This window comes from Streptomyces aculeolatus (assembly GCF_020400605.1).
GTDB lineage: Bacteria > Actinomycetota > Actinomycetes > Streptomycetales > Streptomycetaceae > Streptomyces > Streptomyces aculeolatus.
The window spans coordinates 12,311-29,722 of record NZ_JAINRD010000013.1 but is presented as its reverse complement, the minus strand read 5'-3'; the positions used below and the strand labels follow the sequence as shown (position 1 = coordinate 29,722).

The window sequence follows — 17,412 nt, the reverse complement described above, 5'->3', positions numbered from 1 at the left end:
GGCGTGGGCGTCGGGAGTATGGCGGCCATGGACACGAGAACTCCCGCATACGCCAGCACATCCCGTCCGCGGTCGCCGCGGCGCAAGAGACTCCTCGGGCTCGCCCTGGTGCCCCTGCTCTTCGCGGGTGCGTTAACGACGGTGCCCGCCCACGCCCGTACCGGCACCGCGTCCGCGTCCGACCCGCTGCCCGAACTCACCCGGGCCGCCCGGCCGTTGGCCTCCACCGCGCCCGGCGGGCCGGCCGGCGACCTGCGGCCGCTCGTCGCGGCCGTCGGGGACGCCGAGGTCGCCGGTGTCGGGGAGGCGACCCACAACTCGCAGCAGTTCTTCACCTTCCGGGACCGGCTCTTCCGCCACCTGGTCGAGAAGAAGGGATACCGGACCTTCGTTCTGGAGGCCAACTGGAGCGCCGGCGTACGGATCGACGCGTATATCCGCGGCGGCAAAGGCGACATCCGCCGGATCATGCGCGAGGAATTCCAGAACTCCTACCGGCTGTGGAACACCCGCGAATACCTGGACCTCTTCGAATGGATGCGGGCCTACAACCAGCGGCACGACCGGCAGCTCCGCTTCGTCGGCAACGACATCGCCCTCGCCGGGCCCGTCCTCTTCGACAAGGTCACCTCCTACGTCCGCGACCGGCACCCGGACCTCCTGCCGGAGCTGACGCGGCTGTACGCCGGGCAGCGCCCGGAGGGGTCCGTGGACGAGTCCATGGAGACGTACATGGGCCTGCCCCTCGCCGAGCGCCGGGACATGCACCGGCGGGCCGGTGCCGCGTACGAGCTGCTGCGGGACGCGCGCCCGGCGGGCGGCGGAGGCGGCGGCGGGGACCGGGCGTACGCGCTCGCGCTCCAGCACGCCCGCGTCATCGCGCAGGTCGCCAGGATGTACGCCTTCGACTTCGACGACCCCGCCGAGGACCTCGCCTCCCGCCGCCACCGCGACGAGATGATGGCCGAGAACACCGCCTGGTGGTACGGGTACACCGACGACCCCGTGCTCATGGCCGGGCACAACGCCCACCTGTCCTACGAGCCCATCGACCCCGGGCAGTTCCCCACGACCGCCGGCGCCGTCCTGCGCGAGCGGCTCGGCGGGCGGTACGTCAGCCTCCGGACGACATTCGACCACGGCTCGTTCAACGCCATCGGGCCGGACGGGGAGATGGGCACGTTCACCGTCGGCCCGGCCCCCGCCGGAAGCAACGAGCACCTGCTCGACCAGGTCCCGTACCGGGACTTCACGATGGACCTGCGCACCGTGGGCGAGCCCGCCCGGGGGTGGCTGACCGAGGCGCGGCTCAGCCGCCAGGTCGGCACCAACTACCCGCCGGCGGCCGAGACCCCGCAGTCGCTCGCGCGGTCCGCGGACGTCCTGGTGCACCTGCACGAGGTCGACGCGGCCGAGCGGCTGCCCTGACAGCCACCCGGCTGACGACCGCCCCCGGCCGGCCGGCCGGGGGCGGTTGTCAGCCGGTTATTTTCCAACATTGCGCCGGGCGTCTTTTAATTCCCCTGACAATTCACCAGCACCTTTTACAGGACGGCAACTAAAAGGTCGAATCAGGGCGTTGACTTAATAACACCCGTGGTTTTACATGTGCGGCACGAGCTGGACAGGAAGGCCACGCCATGCACCCCCACAAGCAGGCGACCGTCGCCGCCCCCGCACTGCCCTCCGCCGAGGACACCGGTGTGCTGCGGCAGTGGGCGGCCGAGGGCGGGGCGCTCGAACTGCGGGCGCGGATCGTGCTGCTGGCCGGGCAGGGCATGCGGGACACGGATATCGCCCGCCGGCTCGGCGTCTCCCGGCAGACCGTCGGCACCTGGCGGCACAAGTGGGCGGACGAGGGCATCGCCGGCCTGCGGCACCGCGCCCGCCCCGGGCGGCCGGCCACCGTCGACGAGGCGGAGGTCCTCGCCCGTACGCTCCTCGCCAGCGACGGCGCCGCCGCCTCCCGGGCCGTCGGCCGCGAACTGGGCCTGTCCCACGCCACCGTCGCCGCCATCCGGCGCCGCTGGTCGGAGCACCCGCCCGCCGACCCGCCGCTGCCCGGCTCCGACATCTGGGTCGTCGGCCTGTACGCGGACGCCCACGGCGCCGTGCTCCTCGCCGGCGCCCGGCCCGGCGCCGCCGCGCAGCCGCGCCCCGCGGGCAGCGCCGTGGGCGCCGACGTGCTCGCCGGTCTCGACCGCGCCTGCACCGCGCTGCCCGGCGCCGTGGCCGGCAGCCGGCCGCCGGCGCCGCACCGCGCGCTCGCCGCGTTCCTCACCAAGGCCCGCAGGCGGCATCCGCGTATCGAGTTGTACGCGCTCACGCTCTGGACCGCGGACCCCGCCGCGGTCCACCCGCACGCCCACCCGCCCACCGCGGGCACCGCGGCCGCCTCGGGCACCGCGGCCACCTCGACTCCCGCGGCTCCAGCGGTACTCCCGGGGCCCGCAGGACCCGCCGGCCCCACGGGACCCGCCGCGCCCGCCGCCCCCGCCCTCATCCGGCCCGAGGCCTCTCCCCCCGCCACCCTCCACCGCATCCCCGCCACCTGCACCTGGCGCAGCTACCTCCGCGCCCTCGTCGCCCTCGACAGCTCCCGCCACCCCGAGTCCTCCCGCCGCGTCTACCTCGACCTCGCCGGCGCCGTCGAGGCGTACGCCCGGCGGCCCGCGGGCGAGCCGCTGCAGTGGCTCCGCGAGTCGATAGCCAGCCACGCCGCCCCGCCCCGCCCCCGTACCCGCCGCGACGGACCGCCCGGCGCCGCAGGGGGCGGCACCGCCGGAGGTGCGGCCGGCGGCGCCCGGCGGGAGGCGGCCGGCGGAGCGAACCACATCGACCTCGGCTCGTTCAACGAGTGCGTCGTCATCGAGGCCGTACGCCTCGCCGGCACCGTCACCCGCGGCGAGATCGCCCACCGCACCGGCCTGACCCAGCAGTCGGTGTCCCGCATCGCCCGCTCGCTGCTGGCGCGCGGCATCCTCGTCGAGGACAACCGCCGCCAGGCGACGTCCGGCAAGCCGCGCACCCCCGTGCGGCTGCGCGGCGAAGCGGCGCACGCGGTCGGCATCCACATCGACCCGGAGGTCTTCACCGCGGTCGTCATCGACCTGGACGGCACGATCGTCGCCGAGCGCACCCGGCCCGTGCAGCCGACCGCCGACCCCGACGTGCTGGTCAGGCAGGTGGCCCAACTCGGCCGCGGCGTGCTGGCGGACGCCCGCGGCGCGGTACGGCCCGGGGGGTTCCTCGGCATCGGGGTGGCCGTCCCCGGGCCCGTGGACACCGACTCCGGCACGGTGCTCGACCCGCCGCTGATGTCGGTGTGGACGGACCTGCCGCTGCTGTACCTCCTCAAGGACCACTTCCAGTGCCCGCTGATCATGGAGAAGGACGCGACCGCGGCGGCCGCGGGCGAGCGGTGGATCGGCCGCGACCGGCGCGCCCGCGACTTCGCGTACGTCTACCTCGGTACGGGCGTGGGCTCCGGCCTCTACCTCAACGGCGACCTGCACCGGGGCACCAGCGCGAACGCCGGCGAGTTCGGGCAGCTGTGCGCCGTCGCGCTCGGACGTACGCAAGCCGGCGGCCGGCCCGAGGTGCTGCCCGAGTGCAACCCGCCGCTCGGACTGTCCCGGCTCGCCGCCCGGCACGGCTTCCCGCTCGACGCCGCCGCGGCCGGCACCACCGCCGGCTACCGCACCGTCACCGAGGCCGCCGCGGCCGGCGACCCGGCCGCCACCGCCGCCGTACGGGACCTGGCCAGGGCCGTGGGGCAGGGCACCACGGGGCTGGTGGACCTGCTCGACATCGACCTCGTCGTCCTGGGCGGGCCGTTCTTCACCGACCCGGCCGCGCCGCTGTACCTGTCCCACATCGGCGAGATGGTCAACGACTTCCCCACCGCGCGCCGGCTGCGGCACGTGGACGTCGAGCGGTCGGTGCTCGGCCCGGAGGCGGCCGCGGTGGGGGCCGCCTCCACGATCTTCCACGCCGCGTTCACCCCGAGGCTGCGCGGCGGGACGGCCCTGAGGGCCCTGTGAACGGCACGCCCCGCACTCCCCGCGAACCGCACGACCGCACTCGCCGCGAACCGCACGCCCCGCAGCACGTACCACCAGCAGCACGTACGACCCGCACTCCCCGCGCACCGTACGGACCGTCACCCCTGACGTACCAGGAAGGAACCCGATGAGACGCACCCCCCACCGCTGGCCCCGGCCGAGACGGGTGTCCAGACCCGGCCGCTCCCTGCGGCTGCTCACCGTCCTCGCGCTCGTGCTCGGCGGCGGCGCGGTCGCCACCGGCGGCCCGGCCGCCGGCGACGCGGCGGACATACCCCCCGGCGACTACCAGCACGTCCAACTCGCGTCCGGCGGCGCCGAGATGGGCGAGCCCATGTCGCTCGCCGTGCTGCCGGACCGCTCGGTCGTGCACACCGCGCGCGACGGCACGGTCCGCGTCACCGACGCGGCCGGCAACACCAAGACCGCCGGGAAACTCGACGTCTACAGCCACGACGAGGAGGGCCTCCAGGGCGTCGCCGCCGACCCCGGCTTCGCCGCCAACCGGCAGGTCTACCTGTACTACTCGCCCGTGCTGAACACCCCGCCCGGCGACGCGCCCGCCACCGGCAGCCCCGCCGACTTCGAGCCCTGGAAGGGCCACCTGAACCTGTCCCGGTTCACGCTCAGGGCGGACAACACCCTGGACATGGGCAGCGAGCAGGTCATCCTCGAAGTGCCCAACGACCGCGGCCAGTGCTGCCACGTCGGCGGCGACATCGACTTCGACGCCCAGGGCAACCTGTACCTGACCACGGGCGACGACACCAACCCCTTCGCCTCCAGCGGCTACTCCCCGATCGACGAGCGGGCCGACACCAACCCGCAGTTCGACGCCCAGCGTTCCTCCGGCAACACCAACGACCTGCGCGGCAAGGTGCTGCGGATCAAGCCCACGGCCGACGGCTACACCGTCCCCGCCGGGAACCTCTTCGCGCCCGGCACCCCCGGGACCCGTCCCGAGATCTACGCGATGGGCTTCCGCAACCCGTTCCGGATGTCCGTCGACCGCGAGACCGGCGCCGTCTACCTCGGCGACTACGGCCCGGACGCCGGCGGCAGCGACCCGAACCGCGGGCCGAGCGGCCAGGTCGAGTTCAACCGCATCACCGGGCCCGGCAACTTCGGCTGGCCGTACTGCACGGGCACGAACACCGCGGCGGAGACGTACAACGAGTTCACCTTCCCCAACGGCCCCTCGGGCGCGAAGTACGACTGCGCCGGCGGCCCGGTGAACAACTCCCCGCACAACACCGGGCAGGACAAGCTCCCCGCGGCGGAGCCCGCCTGGATCCGCTACGGCGGCGACGCCGGCAGCCCGCCGGAGTTCGGCGGCGGCTCGGAGTCGCCGATGGGCGGCGAGGTCTACCGCTACGACCCGGGCCTCGACTCGGACGTGAAGTTCCCCGAGTCCCTGGACGGCCGGTACTTCGCGGCCGAGCTGGGCCGGCAGTGGATCAAGGCCATCGAGGTCGGCCAGGACGGCTCCCCCGGGCTGATCGAGGACTTCCCCTGGGACGGCACGCAGATCATCGACACCGACTTCGGCCCCGACGGGGCGCTGTACGTCCTGGACTACGGCTCCGGCAGCGGCCCCGCGGCGCTGTACCGCATCGAGTACCTCGCCGGCTCCAACCGCAACCCGGTCGCCCAGGCCGCCGCCGACGTCACCTCGGGCGGTACGCCGCTGACGGTGAAGTTCAGCTCGGCGGGCAGCGCCGACCCGGAGGGCGGGGCGCTCACGTACCGCTGGGACTTCGGCGACGGCGGCACCTCGGACGAGGCGAACCCCTCGCACACGTACACCGGGGCGGGCACCTTCACGCCGACCCTCACCGTCACCGACCCCGAGGGCCTGACGGGCACCGCGAGCCTGGTGGTGACGGCCGGCAACACGGCGCCCACGGTGACGCTCCGGACGCCGGGCGACGGGCGGCTGTTCTCCTTCGGCGACGACGTGCCGTTCACTGTGGCCGCGAGCGACCCGGAGGACGGTGCCGTGGACTGCTCCAAGGTCCGGGTCGCCTACTCGCTCGGGCACGACAGCCACACCCACGAGATCACCTCGGCGAACGGCTGCAGCGGCACCATCAGCGTGCCGCAGGACGGCGAACACGACAGCGCGGCGAACCTGTACGGGGTCTTCGAGGCCGAGTACACCGACAACGGCGGGCTGACGGGCACCAGCACCCGCACCCTCCAGCCGCGGCACCGGCAGGCCGAGCACTTCGGCGGGATGTCCGGCATCGAGATCGCCGGGCACGGCGGCGCGGAGGGCGGCGCCACCGTCGGGTTCACGGACAACGGCGACTGGGTGTCCTTCGAGCCGTACGCGCTGGACGACGTGACCGGCGTCAGCGCGCGGGTCGCCTCCGGCGGTCCGGGCGGCACGATCGAGGTCCGTACGGGCTCACCGACCGGCGACCTGCTCGGGACCCTGACGGTCCCGCCGACCGGCGGCTGGGAGAACTACGAGGACGTCAGCGCGTCGCTGACCGCGGCGCCCGCCGGGGCGACGACGCTCTACCTGCGGTTCGCGGGGCCGACGGGGCAGGGGAATTTGCTCGACATCGACGCCTTCACCTTCACGACGGGGTAGGCGGAGAGGACGGGCCGATGACCGGCCGGCACGGTGCGCCCGGCTGGGCGGAGCGCACCGTGCCGGTCTCCCGTCGGAGCGATCTCCCCCACGCACCCGCCCAAGGGTAGGCCGCCCCACCGACAACGATCTTCCGTACGGCAGCGGTGGGCACCCGCTCGCGCGCGGCGACTACGCCTCCGCCACCAGCAGCGCCAGCAACTCCCGCTCCCGCTCCGGGCTCAGCCCCGCCCGCCGGGGCCGGTCCAGGCCCTGCTCGCGCTCCCACTCCAGCAGGTCCGCCAGCAGCTCCACGCGCGGCCTGTGCGTCAGCCCCGCCGCCACCGCCGCGGCACCGCTGCGCGCCGTGAAGCCCTCCCAGCCCGGCTCGTCCAGCCACATCGCCAGCGACTCGGCCCCCATGAACTGCTCCACGCCCTGCGCGCGCAGCCACCCGGAACCGGCCTCCGCCACCCGCCCCGTGTGCCCGCCGACCTCCCGGGAGAGCTGGATCCACTCCGCCAGCGACAGCACCGGGCCGACCGCGTCGTACGTGCCGGTCGCGCCCGACTCCGCGTTGTCGAGCAGCCACGCGGTGAGGTCCCGGACGTCCACGACCTGCGTCGACAGCCGCGGGCCCGTGGGTACGAGCATCGGGCTCCGGGGGTCGCGGGCGGCGCGTGCCACCCAGTAGCCCGTACGGCCCGTGTGGTCGCCGGGGCCGCCGATGAGGCCGGCGCGGGCGACGAGCAGCCGGTCGCCGACCGCCGCGCGGGTGGCCAGCTCGCAGGCCGACTTGGCCTCGCCGTACAGCTCGCGGCCGACCTCGTCGAGGTCGGTGGGCTCCATCAGCGGCGCGGACTCGTCGGCGCCGGGGCGGTGGTGGGTGGCGTAGACGTTGCCGGAGGAGACGTAGGTCCAGTGCCGGGCCCGGTCGGCGAGCGCGGCGAGGGCGCCGCGGACGAAGCCGGGCTGCCACGACACCTCGACGACGGCGTCCCAGGGGCGGTCCGCGGTACGGGCCGGCAGCGCGTCGTACGCGCCGGGCTCCCGCCGGTCGGCGACCACCAGCTCCGCGCCGTCCGCCACCCCGCCGCTCTCGCCGCGCGCGAGGCACGTCACCCGGTGCCCCCGCGCGAGCGCCAGCCGCGCCACTTCCCGGCCCACCCAGGCCGTACCGCCCAGCACGAGAATGTCCATCCCCGCACCCAAGCACCGATACCCGTCCGGCACGGCATCGCTACGCCGACAGCAGAGCCCGTCCCCCGCGAACGTGCTACGCCCCGTGCCCCGTCCCGGGCCGCCGCGCTACGCCCCGCCCGCCGCGGTCCGTGCGAGCCGCGCCTGGAGGCCGTCGAGGAGGAACTCCAGCCCGGCCGCGAAGGTGCCGTCCCAGTCGTCGTCGCGGAGGTAGTCGCTGGCGGCGAGCGTCGGGTAGCGGTCGCTGTCCGCGCGCACCCGCTCCTGGGCGGTGTCGCGCTCCTCCTCGGTGACGTCCAGCGCCACCTGGGTCGAGGCCGAGCCCAGGACGTGGTTGTGCAGCGCCCAGGTGGCGGCGAGGAGGTCGCGGCCGGTGAAGCCGGCCCGTACGAGCGTGGCCTGCAACACCTCCATCCAGGCGAGGAACCGGGGGCCGATGCCGGGCTTGCGGCGGGCCGGGACGGCGGCGGCCCAGGGGTGGCGCAGCAGGACGGCGCGCCAGGTGCCGAGCACGGCGGCGACGTCCGCGCGCCAGTCGGCGGCAGGGTCCCCGGCCGCGGCCCCGGTCCCGGCCGCCGTCGCGGCTCCCGCCGCCGGGGGCTCCGCCTCGCCGAAGATCGCGTCGACCGCGAGGTCGATGACGTCGTCCTTGGTCTCGACGTGCCAGTACAGCGAGGGCGCGACGACCGCGAGCCGGTCGGCCAGGCGGCGCATGGTGAGCCGGTCGATGCCGTCCTCGTCGAGCAGCGCGACCGCCGCCGTCCCGATCCGCGCCCGGGTCAGCGGCGGCTCGCCCCGGGTCGACGTCCGCCCAGGGCGCAGCCAGATGCTCTGCGCCTCGCCGTCCTTGCCGCGTTTCCGCTGGTCACGCGGCTTTCTCTCGTTACCCACCCGGCCGAGTGTAGTACGGTGTGCGGCGTTCCCTAACGCTGTTAGGGAATCCCATACGTCGTTAGATAAGGAGCGAACCCGTGCCGGATGAGACGCACGCACGCGCCGGGGGCCGGCGCCGCTGGTGGACCCTGCTGGCCGTCAGCACGGCCCAGTTGCTCGTCGTGCTGGACAGCACGATCGTGAACATCGCCCTGCCGTCCGCGCAGCAGGCGCTCGGCATGACCGACGCGAACCGCCAGTGGGCGATCACCGCGTACGCGCTCGCCTTCGGCGGCCTGCTGCTGATCGGCGGCCGGGTCAGCGGACTCCTCGGCCACCGCCGCGCGTTCGCCGTCGGCCTCGTCGGCTTCGCCGCCGCGTCCGCCCTCGGCGGCGCCGCGACCGGTCCCGGGATGCTGTTCGGCGCCCGCGCGCTGCAGGGCGTCTTCGCCGCGCTCCTCGCGCCCGCGGGGCTCTCGCTGCTGACGACGACCTACACCGGCACACGCGAACGCGGGCGCGCCTTCGGGGTGTTCGCCGCGGTCGGCGCGGCGGGCGCGGCGGTCGGGCTGATCGCGGGCGGGCTGCTGACGCAGTACGCGGGCTGGCGCTGGTGCCTGTACGTCAACGTGCCCGTCGCGCTCCTCGCCGTCCTCGGCACCGCGTTCGTGCCGCACGCTCCCCCGCTGCGCGCCGCGGGCAGGCTCGACGTGCCGGGCGCGCTGCTCAGCACCGCCGGCTTCGCGGCCGTCGTCTACGCCTTCAGCGAGGCCGAGCCGCACGGCTGGGGCGACCCGAAGGTGCTCGCGCTGCTCGCCGGCGGGGCGGCGCTGCTGGCCGCGTTCGTCGCCGTGGAACTGCGGGCGCCGCAGCCGCTGCTGCCGATGCGGGTGCTGCTGCACCGGGCGCGGGGCGGGGCGTTCGCCGCCATCACGCTGATGTTCGTCGCGATCTTCGGCTTCTACCTGTTCATGAGCTACTACACGCAGACCGTCCTCGGCTACTCGCCCGTGGAGTCGGGGCTGACGCTCATCGTCAACGCCGCCGCGGCGCTCGCCGGCTCCATGCTCATCGCCGGGCGGCTGCACGGGCGTGTCGCGCCCGCCGCGCTGATCGTGCCGGGGCTGGTCGCGGCGGCGCTCGGCATGCTGCTCCTGACCCGGCTGACGGCGGACTCCTCGGCGGTGCTGGGGGCGTACCTCGTACCGGCGCTGGTGCTCACCGGTCTCGGCCTCGGCTGCGTCATGCCGCCGACGGCGGCGCTGGCCACCGCGCACATGCGCCCGCACGAGATCGGCGCGGCCTCGGCGGCGTACAACGCGTCCCAGCAACTGGGCGCCGCGCTGGGCACGGCACTGCTCAACACCCTCGCCGCGAGCGCCGCCGCCGCGCACCTCGCGTCGGCGGCCGGGACCACGGCGACGGCGGCCACGGTGCACGGGTACACGACGGCGCTGACGGTGGGGGCGGCGGTGCTGCTGGGCGCGGCGTGCCTGACGTCGCTGCTCGCGACGCCGCGCCCGGAGCGGGAACGGGAGCCCGGGTCCGGGTCCGGGTCCGGGTCCGAGACCGGGTCCGGGTCCGGGTACGCGGCGGCCGAGCCGAAGGGAGCCGTCTCTCAGCAGGTCTCGCGGACGTAGTCCGCGGCGCCCTCCGGGGAGACCGCGCGGTCGCGGCGGACGATCCTCAGGCGGTCGGCCCACTCGCCGCACGCCGCCGCGAGGCCGCCCGGGGTGTACTCGACGACCAGCACCCGGTCGTCGAACGCCCCGGCGTAGGCAGCGCACTCGTCGTACTCGCCGCACTCCTCCGCGACCGCGAAGTCCAGCCCGGTACGCGCCCGGTCGCCGGCCAGCTCCGCGGTGTTCTTCTGCGCCACCGCCAGCCCGCGGCCGTGCGCGTGCTCGGCGAGGAGCGCGGCGTACGACCGGGCCTGGGCGGCGGTCAGCAGGCGCGGGAAGCGGGTGTACGTGTCCAGGTTGTCGGGCTCGACGGCCTGGTAGCCGCGCTCGGCGCAGCCGTCGATCCAGCGCCCGACCACCGCGGCGATGCGCCGGCGCTTGTCCGCGGTGCGCAGGTCGAGCACGGCCTCGCCCCAGTCCTCGTCGTAGACGACCTCGCCCGCGGCGTCGCGCAGCAGCAGGTCGGGGTCCCACTCGTCCTCGGCGCCGGGCTGGGCCTGGAAGGCGTTGACATAGCAGACGTTGTACACGCCGGGGGCGGGGGCGTCGCCGCGGTCGCGGACGACGACGCCGACGCCGGGGGGCGGGTCGTACGCGCCGCCGATCTGGTAGTCGAGCCCGGCGCCGGGCGGCGGCAGTTCCAGCGCCCGGCCCTCGGCCCCGTCCCCGTCGCCCTCTCCCCACGGGACCACGAGCAGGGCGGCGGCCACGACGGCGGCGCCGGCGAGGGCGGCGCCGGCCCTTCGGGTGCGTACGCGAGTCACCCCGCCACTATCGCGCCCGCCGGAACCCCCGCTCCGGGCACCCCGGCCCCGCACCCGCGGAGCGTCCCCCGGGGTCTGTCTTCAACCTCCCGCCTGCGGCGCGACCCCCGGGCACGCACGCTCGCCGCGTTGTCGGGATCGACCGAATAGGCCCACTATGCGGTCGGCCCTCCGCCTTGCGATCGCACGCACCAGACGCCGCGCCACCCGCCCTTCGGGCGAACGACGCGAGATCGAAGCCGGACCCTAGAATTGGCGGTTTCGCGGTCGCGAAGGACCGCGGAGCGGGTGGAGGGAACGGGCATGTCCCAGCAGCGACCGGGCGACGCCGGGGCACCGACGATGCGTGACGTCGCCAACCGCGCCGGGGTCAGCACCATGACGGTGTCGCGGGTGCTGAAGCGCGACACCCGCGTCAGCGAGGACACCCGGCGGCGCGTCCTCACCGCCGTCGACGACCTCGGCTACCGGCTCAACGCGACCGCGCGCAGCCTGCGCCTGGGCGGCAGCGGCATGATCGGGCTGATCGTCACCAACCTCGCCAACCCCTTCTACTCGCGGCTCGCGCTCGGCGTCCAGGAAGTCGCCTCCGAGCACGGGCTCAGCATGCTGCTCAGCAACACCGGCGAGCAGCTGGACCGCGAGCGCGGGCTGGTGGAGGACCTGGCGTCGCGGCAGGTCGCTGGCATGATCGTGGTCCCGGCGGGCGGCAGCCACAGCCACCTCACACCCGCGGCGCTGCGCGACATGCCCGTGGTGCTGGCCTCCCGGCCGCCGTCCGGCATGGAGGCGGACTGCGTCCTCGTCGACGACTTCGGCGGCGCCCGCGACGCCACCGCCCGCCTGATCGCCGCGGGCCACCGCCGGATCGGGTTCCTCGGCAACCCGCCGGCCATCCACACCGGCGCCGAGCGCTACCGCGGCTACCGCGCCGCCCACGAGGACGCCGGCCTGGAGCCCGACGACCGGCTCGTGCGGCGCGGGCCGGCGGACGTGGCGACGGCGGAGCAGGCGGCGCTGGGGCTGCTGGCGCCGGCGGGGCCCGCGGGCACCGGAACCGCCCCCACCGCCCTCTTCTGCACCAACAACCGCCTCACCCAGGGCGCCATCCGCGCGGTCCGCGCCCTCGAACTGCCCGTCGCGCTCGCCGGGTTCGACGACTTCGACCTCGCCGACGTCCTCGGGATGCCGCTGACCATCGTGTCGTACGACGCCGACGAGATGGGCCGGCAGGCCGCGCGGCTCCTCATCGACCGCATCAACGGCGGCCCCGCCGCCGCCCGGCCCCCGCGGCGCACCGTCCTGCCCACGCACGTCCTGCGCTACGGGCCGGAGTGAGCCGGCGGCGGCGCGTCAGACGTCGACCAGGCACGCGAGGGCGAGGTCGGCGTTGCCCGTGACCCGGAGCGGCAGGCGCACGGCCGGGTTCAGGCGGTCGTTGACCGCGAGCAGGGCGGCACGCAGGTCGGCCGGCGGGGGCTGGGTGTAGAGGTCGAAGCCCTCGTCGAGCACGGCCCGGATGCCGGGGGCGGCGCACGTGTAGTTCAGCAGCCGGTCGTGGGTGGTGTGCTGGACGTGCAGTTCGACGGTCTCGGTCGCGTACGCGGCGGCGAGGAACTCCTGGACGTTGCCCTCCCGGAGCAGCATCCCGGTGTCCAGGTCGACCGTCATGGCGGGCAGCACGAGCGTGGCGCGCAGGAACCCCTCGTGCGCGTCGAGGTACAGCACCCCGCCGTCGGCGGCGATCGCCTCGCCCAGGTCGTACAGGTCGGCGCGCAGCCGCGGCGTCATCCGGACGACGATCCCGGGGCGGCCGGCGAAGCCCATGAAGATCACACCGTCGTCCTCCGCGAACGAGCGGTGCTGCATGACGACGGCCACCTGTCCGGTGCCGGGGGGATGCTGCGAACGGGCGTGTGCGGTGAGCCGGTCGGTGAAGCTGGAGACCGTGATCCGCGGGAGCTGCCGGTCGCCGAGCAGCAGCCCTGGCCGGTCGGCCGGACCGGGCCTGCGGGGGTCGACCACGTTGACCGAGATGCCGCCGGAGCGGCCGGAGCCGCCCGTACCGCCGGTGCCGCTGCCCGGGTTCTTCCCCTTGCGGTCACGCCGCCAGAACGCCATACGGAGACGCTAGCGGGCCGGCGCCGGGACGGGTCCCCGAACGGCGAACCGGGGGGCGGCGGGCCCGGAGGGGCGGGCCCGGCGCGTGCGGCTTCGTCAGCAGGACATGCCGTTGGGCTCGTCGACCTCGACCGAGCTGAAGAAGTCCTGGAAGGACGAGAAGAAGTTGCCCTTGCCGCCGGGGCTGGTGACGGCCATGCAGCCGGCGTAGTCGGCGTCGGACCACAGGTTGATCCAGTAACCCGTGCGGTTCCAGTCCGACTTGGCGCGGTCGTCCATCCCGACCGCGGCCAGGTTCGGGGTGTCGTCCTTGAGGGCGACCATGTCGCCGGTGCCGTCGAGGCCGGAGAACAGGCAGTAGTGCTCCGCCGGACAGCGGTCGTAGCCGTCGGCCACCGCCTGGGCGGACGCGCCCGGGGCGGCCAGCAGGGCGGCGGCGGCCGCGGCGGTGGTGACGAGGGCCGCGTACAGCTTCTTGGTCATCTCTCTCCTCGGTGGGGGGCAGAACCTGAACAACACCCCGCCGCCCACGGGTGACCCGGGGCGGCGGGGGAGCCAACCAGGAGCGGCGGCGCACGCCGCTCGGTTCTCCTCGGACGGTCGCTGCGGCCGACAGTCCGAGATCTGATGGTACGCACCGAGTTTGGAGCATTCATCCCCGGGCGTCAACGTGGCCTCTGCCCGGGCGACTCGACGAGGAGACTCGACGAGGAGACTGCCGGAGCGTATGCAGACGGACTGTCCAACCGCTTGGCGCCGACTTGGCGGCCCACCCCGGTTCGCCCGCCTGGGGATCCCAAGTCGGAGCCAATTCGGACTCCAGTGCGGCACAAGGCGTCAGGCCGATAATGAACGCAGCGCACGGATGGTGGTACTGGCCTGTGGGGGAGGTCGATCCGGTCATGACCGCGGAGGAGAACCCGTCTTTCCGCACACCGGCGGACCCGGGGCAACCGGGGACCGAGGTGGACCCGGCGGCGGACTCAGCAGACTTGGCGGCGGGCCTGGCAGGGGACCCGGCAGCGGACTCGGCGGAGCTGGCCGTGTCCACGGTCAGGCTCCTCACCCGCGTCTCGGCCCGCATCGAGGACTTACTCGCGGCCGAGCGCAAGACGTGGGGCGACGTCGACGCCCGGATGACGCGGCCGATAGACGCGATCGCCCACCTGGTCGGGGCCGGCGGCAAGCGGCTGCGCCCGACGTTCTGCATCAGCGGCTACCTCGCCGCCGGCGGCGCACTCGACGGCTCGCAGGCGGAGGACGCTGTCGTCTCGGCCGGCGCCGCGCTGGAACTGCTGCACGCCTTCGCCCTGATCCACGACGACGTCATGGACAACGCCCCCACCCGCCGCGGCCTTTCGACCGCCCACATGAAGCACGCCGGCATCCACGCCGACCACGGCTGGGCCGGCGAGGCCCGCCGCTACGGCGAGGGCGCGGCGATCATCGCCGGCGACCTCGCGTACGGCTACGCCCACACCGCCGTGGAGGCCCTGTCCGGCCCGGCGCGCCGGGTGTGGAACCACCTCGGCACCGAGATGATCCTCGGCCAGCAGCTCGACATGTCCCTGGCGGCGGAACTCGCCCCCGACCCGGCTCTGGCGCGCTACGTCGCCATCTGCAAGTCGGGCCAGTACACGATCCACCGCCCCCTGTCCCTGGGCGCGACGATCGCGGGCCGCGACGACCTGAACGAGGTCTTCGAGGCGTACGGCGTGGCGGCGGGCGAGGCGTTCCAGCTCCGCGACGACCTCCTCGACGCCTTCGGCGACCCGGAGGTCACGGGCAAGCCCGCGGGCCTCGACATCAGCGAGCACAAGATGAACCTGCTGCTCGCCCTGGCGGCGACGAAGGACGCCGAGGTGGCGCGCCTGGTCGCGGACGGCCAGAACTGGGACGCGGACCGCCTCCACGGGGCGCTGCTGGCGTCGGGGATGCGGGAGGAAGTGGAAAGCCGCATCGACGAGTTGGTGGCGACGGCCCGCGAGGCGCTGGAGAGCGCGCCGCTGGCACCGGGCTGGCGGGAGCGGCTGGGGGAGATGGCGGTCCAGGTCGCGTACCGCGACCACTGACGCCGTCCTCTGCGGACACCGCGCCCTCGTCCCCGGGTCGGTCGGGGACGAGGGCGCGGGAGCAACTGGCCGGGACTATCTACGCCTCGGGCAGGTGGCCCGTGAACGTGGTCTGGAAGAAGGCGTTCTTGCGGAAGTGCTCCAGATACCGCTTGTCGCTCACTTCGAGGGTGAAGGAGGCGGCCGTCCCGCCGTCCTCCTCTATTTCGTAGGTGTCGTCCTCGGCGATCTCCCAGGAGACGATGATCTCCTCCGTACGGCGCGCGAACGCGCCGGGCTCCGGCATCAGGTCGAGGTAGTGGACGCCGTCCGAGAAACCCCGCCCGCCGTACGGGTCGAGGCGGCCTTTGTAGAACTCCGCCGCTTTCACGCGCGGTATCCGCACCTCGGTGGAGCCGTCCTGAAGCAGATACCCCTCTTTGTCCACGCGCGCCTTCGGGCCGAAGTACAGCTCGTACAGCTCCTTGAACTCGGCCTCCATCGCGGGCGACACGGACGCGGGACCGAAGTCGCCGCGCTCGGTCCAGCCCTCCATGATGAGCTGCAGCCCGAAAGCGGGTCCCTGGTTGAACCCGTAGTTGTCGGGGTCGCGGTACTGCACCGTCCCGGAAAGTGTGGTGCCGCGGGTCGCCTCGGTGAAGACGTCGAAGATCATGGTCATGCGGCAGGAGCCTAGTGAGCGGGACTGACACCGGCCCTGATACGGAAGAAGAGGCAGGTCACCCGCTCCCGCTCAGTAATAGCCCTGCTTGCCGTCGATCAGCTCGCGCACGATGTCCGCGTGCCCGGCGTGCCGCGCGGTCTCCTCGATGAGGTGGGTGAGGATCCAGCGCAGGTTCCCCTGGCTCCGCGGGAAGCCGGGGTGGCGGGCGACGTCGTCGAGGGAGGCCCCGGCGATGATCTCGTCGCTGTGGACGCACTGGGCCTCGTAGTCCGCGAGCACCTGCGCGAGGGTGGCGCCGTCGGTGAACCAGTCGGCGTCCTCGGCCGCGGACTCGTCGAAGGACGGGTTCGGCGTGCTGTCCCCGCCGAGGAACAGGACGTCGAGCCAGGTGTGCTCGACCCAGCGCGCATGGACCATGAGCCCGGCCATGGTCATGAGCGGCGAGGTCGGGATGACGGAGCGGCGGGCGTCCTCCTCGCTCAGGCCGTCGCACTTCCACCGGAGGATCTTGCGCTGGAGTTCGAGCCAGCCGGTGAGGGAGGTGCGTTCATCGGCGAGGAGGGGAGGACGTTCGAAGGTTCGCGACATGGTTGCGGACGTTAGCGCGGACGGTGGCGAGTTTTCGACGTGTTTTAGCCGGGGGCCGGGCCGGGCCGGGGTTCGGTGCGCCGGTCAGGCCTCCGGCCCGGCGGGCGCCCGTCACGCCTCGGGCTTCCTCGCCATCACCACCACCCCCGGCCCCGTCTGCCCGTCCCCCGGCAGCCGCAGCTCCGCGACCACCCGCAGCCCCGCCCCCTCGATCAACGCCGCGAACTCCTCCGGCCGCCACCTGTGCGTCGTCCAGCGCACGCCCTCCGTGCCGTACGCCTCCGTCCGGAGCAGATCCCCCTCCCCCACATGCGTTCCGGTGAGGAAGTGCCCGCCCGGCTTCAGCGCCCGCGCGAACAGCCCGAGCACCTGCGGCAGGACGTCCCGCGGCAGGTTGAACAGCGACCACCACCCGAGCACCCCGCCCAGCGACCCGTCGGCGAGTTCGAGGTCGGTCGCGGAGGAGACGCCGAAGCGGCACTGCGGGTGCAGCCGGCGGGCGTGCTCGATCATGCCGGGCGAGAGGTCCACGCCGGAGGCGTCAAGACCACGTTCGGCGAGGTACGCGGTCACCTGGCCCGGTCCGCAGCCGACGTCGAGGACGGGCCCGGAGTCGCCCACGGCGTCGGCGAACACGTCGAGCGCGGCCTTGAGCCAGGGGTAGCGGCGGATGTCGGCCATGCCCGTCGTCTGCATCAAGTGGACGTAGCTGTCTGCCACTCGGTCATAGGAGGTGCGGACGGCGTCGAGGTCTGCCGGGCGGTCGATACGGGGGGTGTCAGCGCGCATCCCGCCAACGTAGGGCA

14 protein-coding genes are annotated in these 17,412 nt (G+C 74.2%); 6 read left to right on the top strand and 8 right to left on the bottom strand.

Annotated features, from left to right (window positions below):
• The first annotated feature begins 27 nt into the window (after positions 1–27).
• From LG396_RS21450 to LG396_RS21440, 3 genes are all read left to right on the top strand, one after another.
• Positions 28–1,428: an erythromycin esterase family protein gene (locus tag LG396_RS21450; RefSeq protein WP_225795988.1), complete on the top strand. Its 1,401-nt coding sequence runs from the start codon at positions 28–30 to the stop codon at positions 1,426–1,428.
• A gap of 212 nt (positions 1,429–1,640) precedes the next feature.
• Positions 1,641–4,043 (top strand): ROK family protein, encoded by a 2,403-nt coding sequence (locus LG396_RS21445; protein ID WP_225795987.1) that lies wholly within the window; start codon positions 1,641–1,643, stop codon positions 4,041–4,043.
• A gap of 148 nt (positions 4,044–4,191) precedes the next feature.
• Positions 4,192–6,663, top strand: coding sequence for a PQQ-dependent sugar dehydrogenase (locus LG396_RS21440; protein WP_225795986.1), 2,472 nt, complete (start codon positions 4,192–4,194; stop codon positions 6,661–6,663).
• Positions 6,664–6,834: 171 nt separating this feature from the next.
• Here the strand turns inward: LG396_RS21440 and LG396_RS21435 are convergent, their stop codons facing one another.
• Complete coding sequence (locus LG396_RS21435) at positions 6,835–7,842, bottom strand: Rossmann-fold NAD(P)-binding domain-containing protein (RefSeq protein ID WP_037743830.1); 1,008 nt, start codon at positions 7,840–7,842, stop codon at positions 6,835–6,837.
• A 108-nt stretch (positions 7,843–7,950) separates the two neighbouring features.
• Positions 7,951–8,733, bottom strand: coding sequence for a TetR/AcrR family transcriptional regulator C-terminal domain-containing protein (locus LG396_RS21430; RefSeq protein ID WP_225795985.1), 783 nt, complete (start codon positions 8,731–8,733; stop codon positions 7,951–7,953).
• Positions 8,734–8,813: 80 nt separating this feature from the next.
• Between LG396_RS21430 and LG396_RS21425 the strand changes: the two genes are divergently transcribed.
• Positions 8,814–10,355 (top strand): MFS transporter, encoded by a 1,542-nt coding sequence (locus tag LG396_RS21425; protein ID WP_225795984.1) that lies wholly within the window; start codon positions 8,814–8,816, stop codon positions 10,353–10,355.
• Here LG396_RS21425 and LG396_RS21420 read toward each other — a convergent pair.
• The gene (locus tag LG396_RS21420) at positions 10,334–11,161 is read right to left on the bottom strand and encodes an endo alpha-1,4 polygalactosaminidase (RefSeq protein WP_225795983.1); all 828 of its coding nucleotides are present in this window, start codon (positions 11,159–11,161) and stop codon (positions 10,334–10,336) included. The genes LG396_RS21425 and LG396_RS21420 overlap by 22 nt on opposite strands.
• 303 nt (positions 11,162–11,464) lie before the next feature.
• Here LG396_RS21420 and LG396_RS21415 point away from each other — a divergent pair, with 303 nt between their 5' ends.
• On the top strand, positions 11,465–12,499 hold the full coding sequence (locus tag LG396_RS21415) for a LacI family DNA-binding transcriptional regulator (protein ID WP_018839212.1): 1,035 nt from the start codon (positions 11,465–11,467) through the stop codon (positions 12,497–12,499).
• Between the two features lie 15 nt (positions 12,500–12,514).
• On the opposite strand, the gene LG396_RS21410 is transcribed toward LG396_RS21415, so the two are convergent.
• The gene (locus tag LG396_RS21410; protein WP_225795982.1) at positions 12,515–13,282 is read right to left on the bottom strand and encodes a hypothetical protein; all 768 of its coding nucleotides are present in this window, start codon (positions 13,280–13,282) and stop codon (positions 12,515–12,517) included.
• Between the two features lie 96 nt (positions 13,283–13,378).
• Positions 13,379–13,765, bottom strand: coding sequence for a peptidase inhibitor family I36 protein (locus LG396_RS21405; protein WP_018839214.1), 387 nt, complete (start codon positions 13,763–13,765; stop codon positions 13,379–13,381).
• Positions 13,766–14,184: 419 nt separating this feature from the next.
• On the opposite strand from LG396_RS21405, the gene LG396_RS21400 reads away from it, so the two are divergent.
• Entirely contained in the window at positions 14,185–15,354 is a 1,170-nt protein-coding gene (locus LG396_RS21400; RefSeq protein WP_225795981.1) for a polyprenyl synthetase family protein, read from the top strand.
• A gap of 79 nt (positions 15,355–15,433) precedes the next feature.
• Here LG396_RS21400 and LG396_RS21395 read toward each other — a convergent pair whose 3' ends face one another.
• From LG396_RS21395 to LG396_RS21385, 3 genes are all read right to left on the bottom strand, one after another.
• Positions 15,434–16,015 (bottom strand): hypothetical protein, encoded by a 582-nt coding sequence (locus LG396_RS21395; protein WP_225795980.1) that lies wholly within the window; start codon positions 16,013–16,015, stop codon positions 15,434–15,436.
• Positions 16,016–16,087: 72 nt separating this feature from the next.
• Positions 16,088–16,606, bottom strand: a complete 519-nt coding sequence (locus tag LG396_RS21390) for a DinB family protein (RefSeq protein ID WP_225795979.1) — start codon at positions 16,604–16,606, stop codon at positions 16,088–16,090.
• Positions 16,607–16,717: 111 nt separating this feature from the next.
• Complete coding sequence (locus LG396_RS21385) at positions 16,718–17,395, bottom strand: class I SAM-dependent methyltransferase (RefSeq protein WP_225795978.1); 678 nt, start codon at positions 17,393–17,395, stop codon at positions 16,718–16,720.
• Between the last annotated feature and the right edge of the window lie 17 nt (positions 17,396–17,412).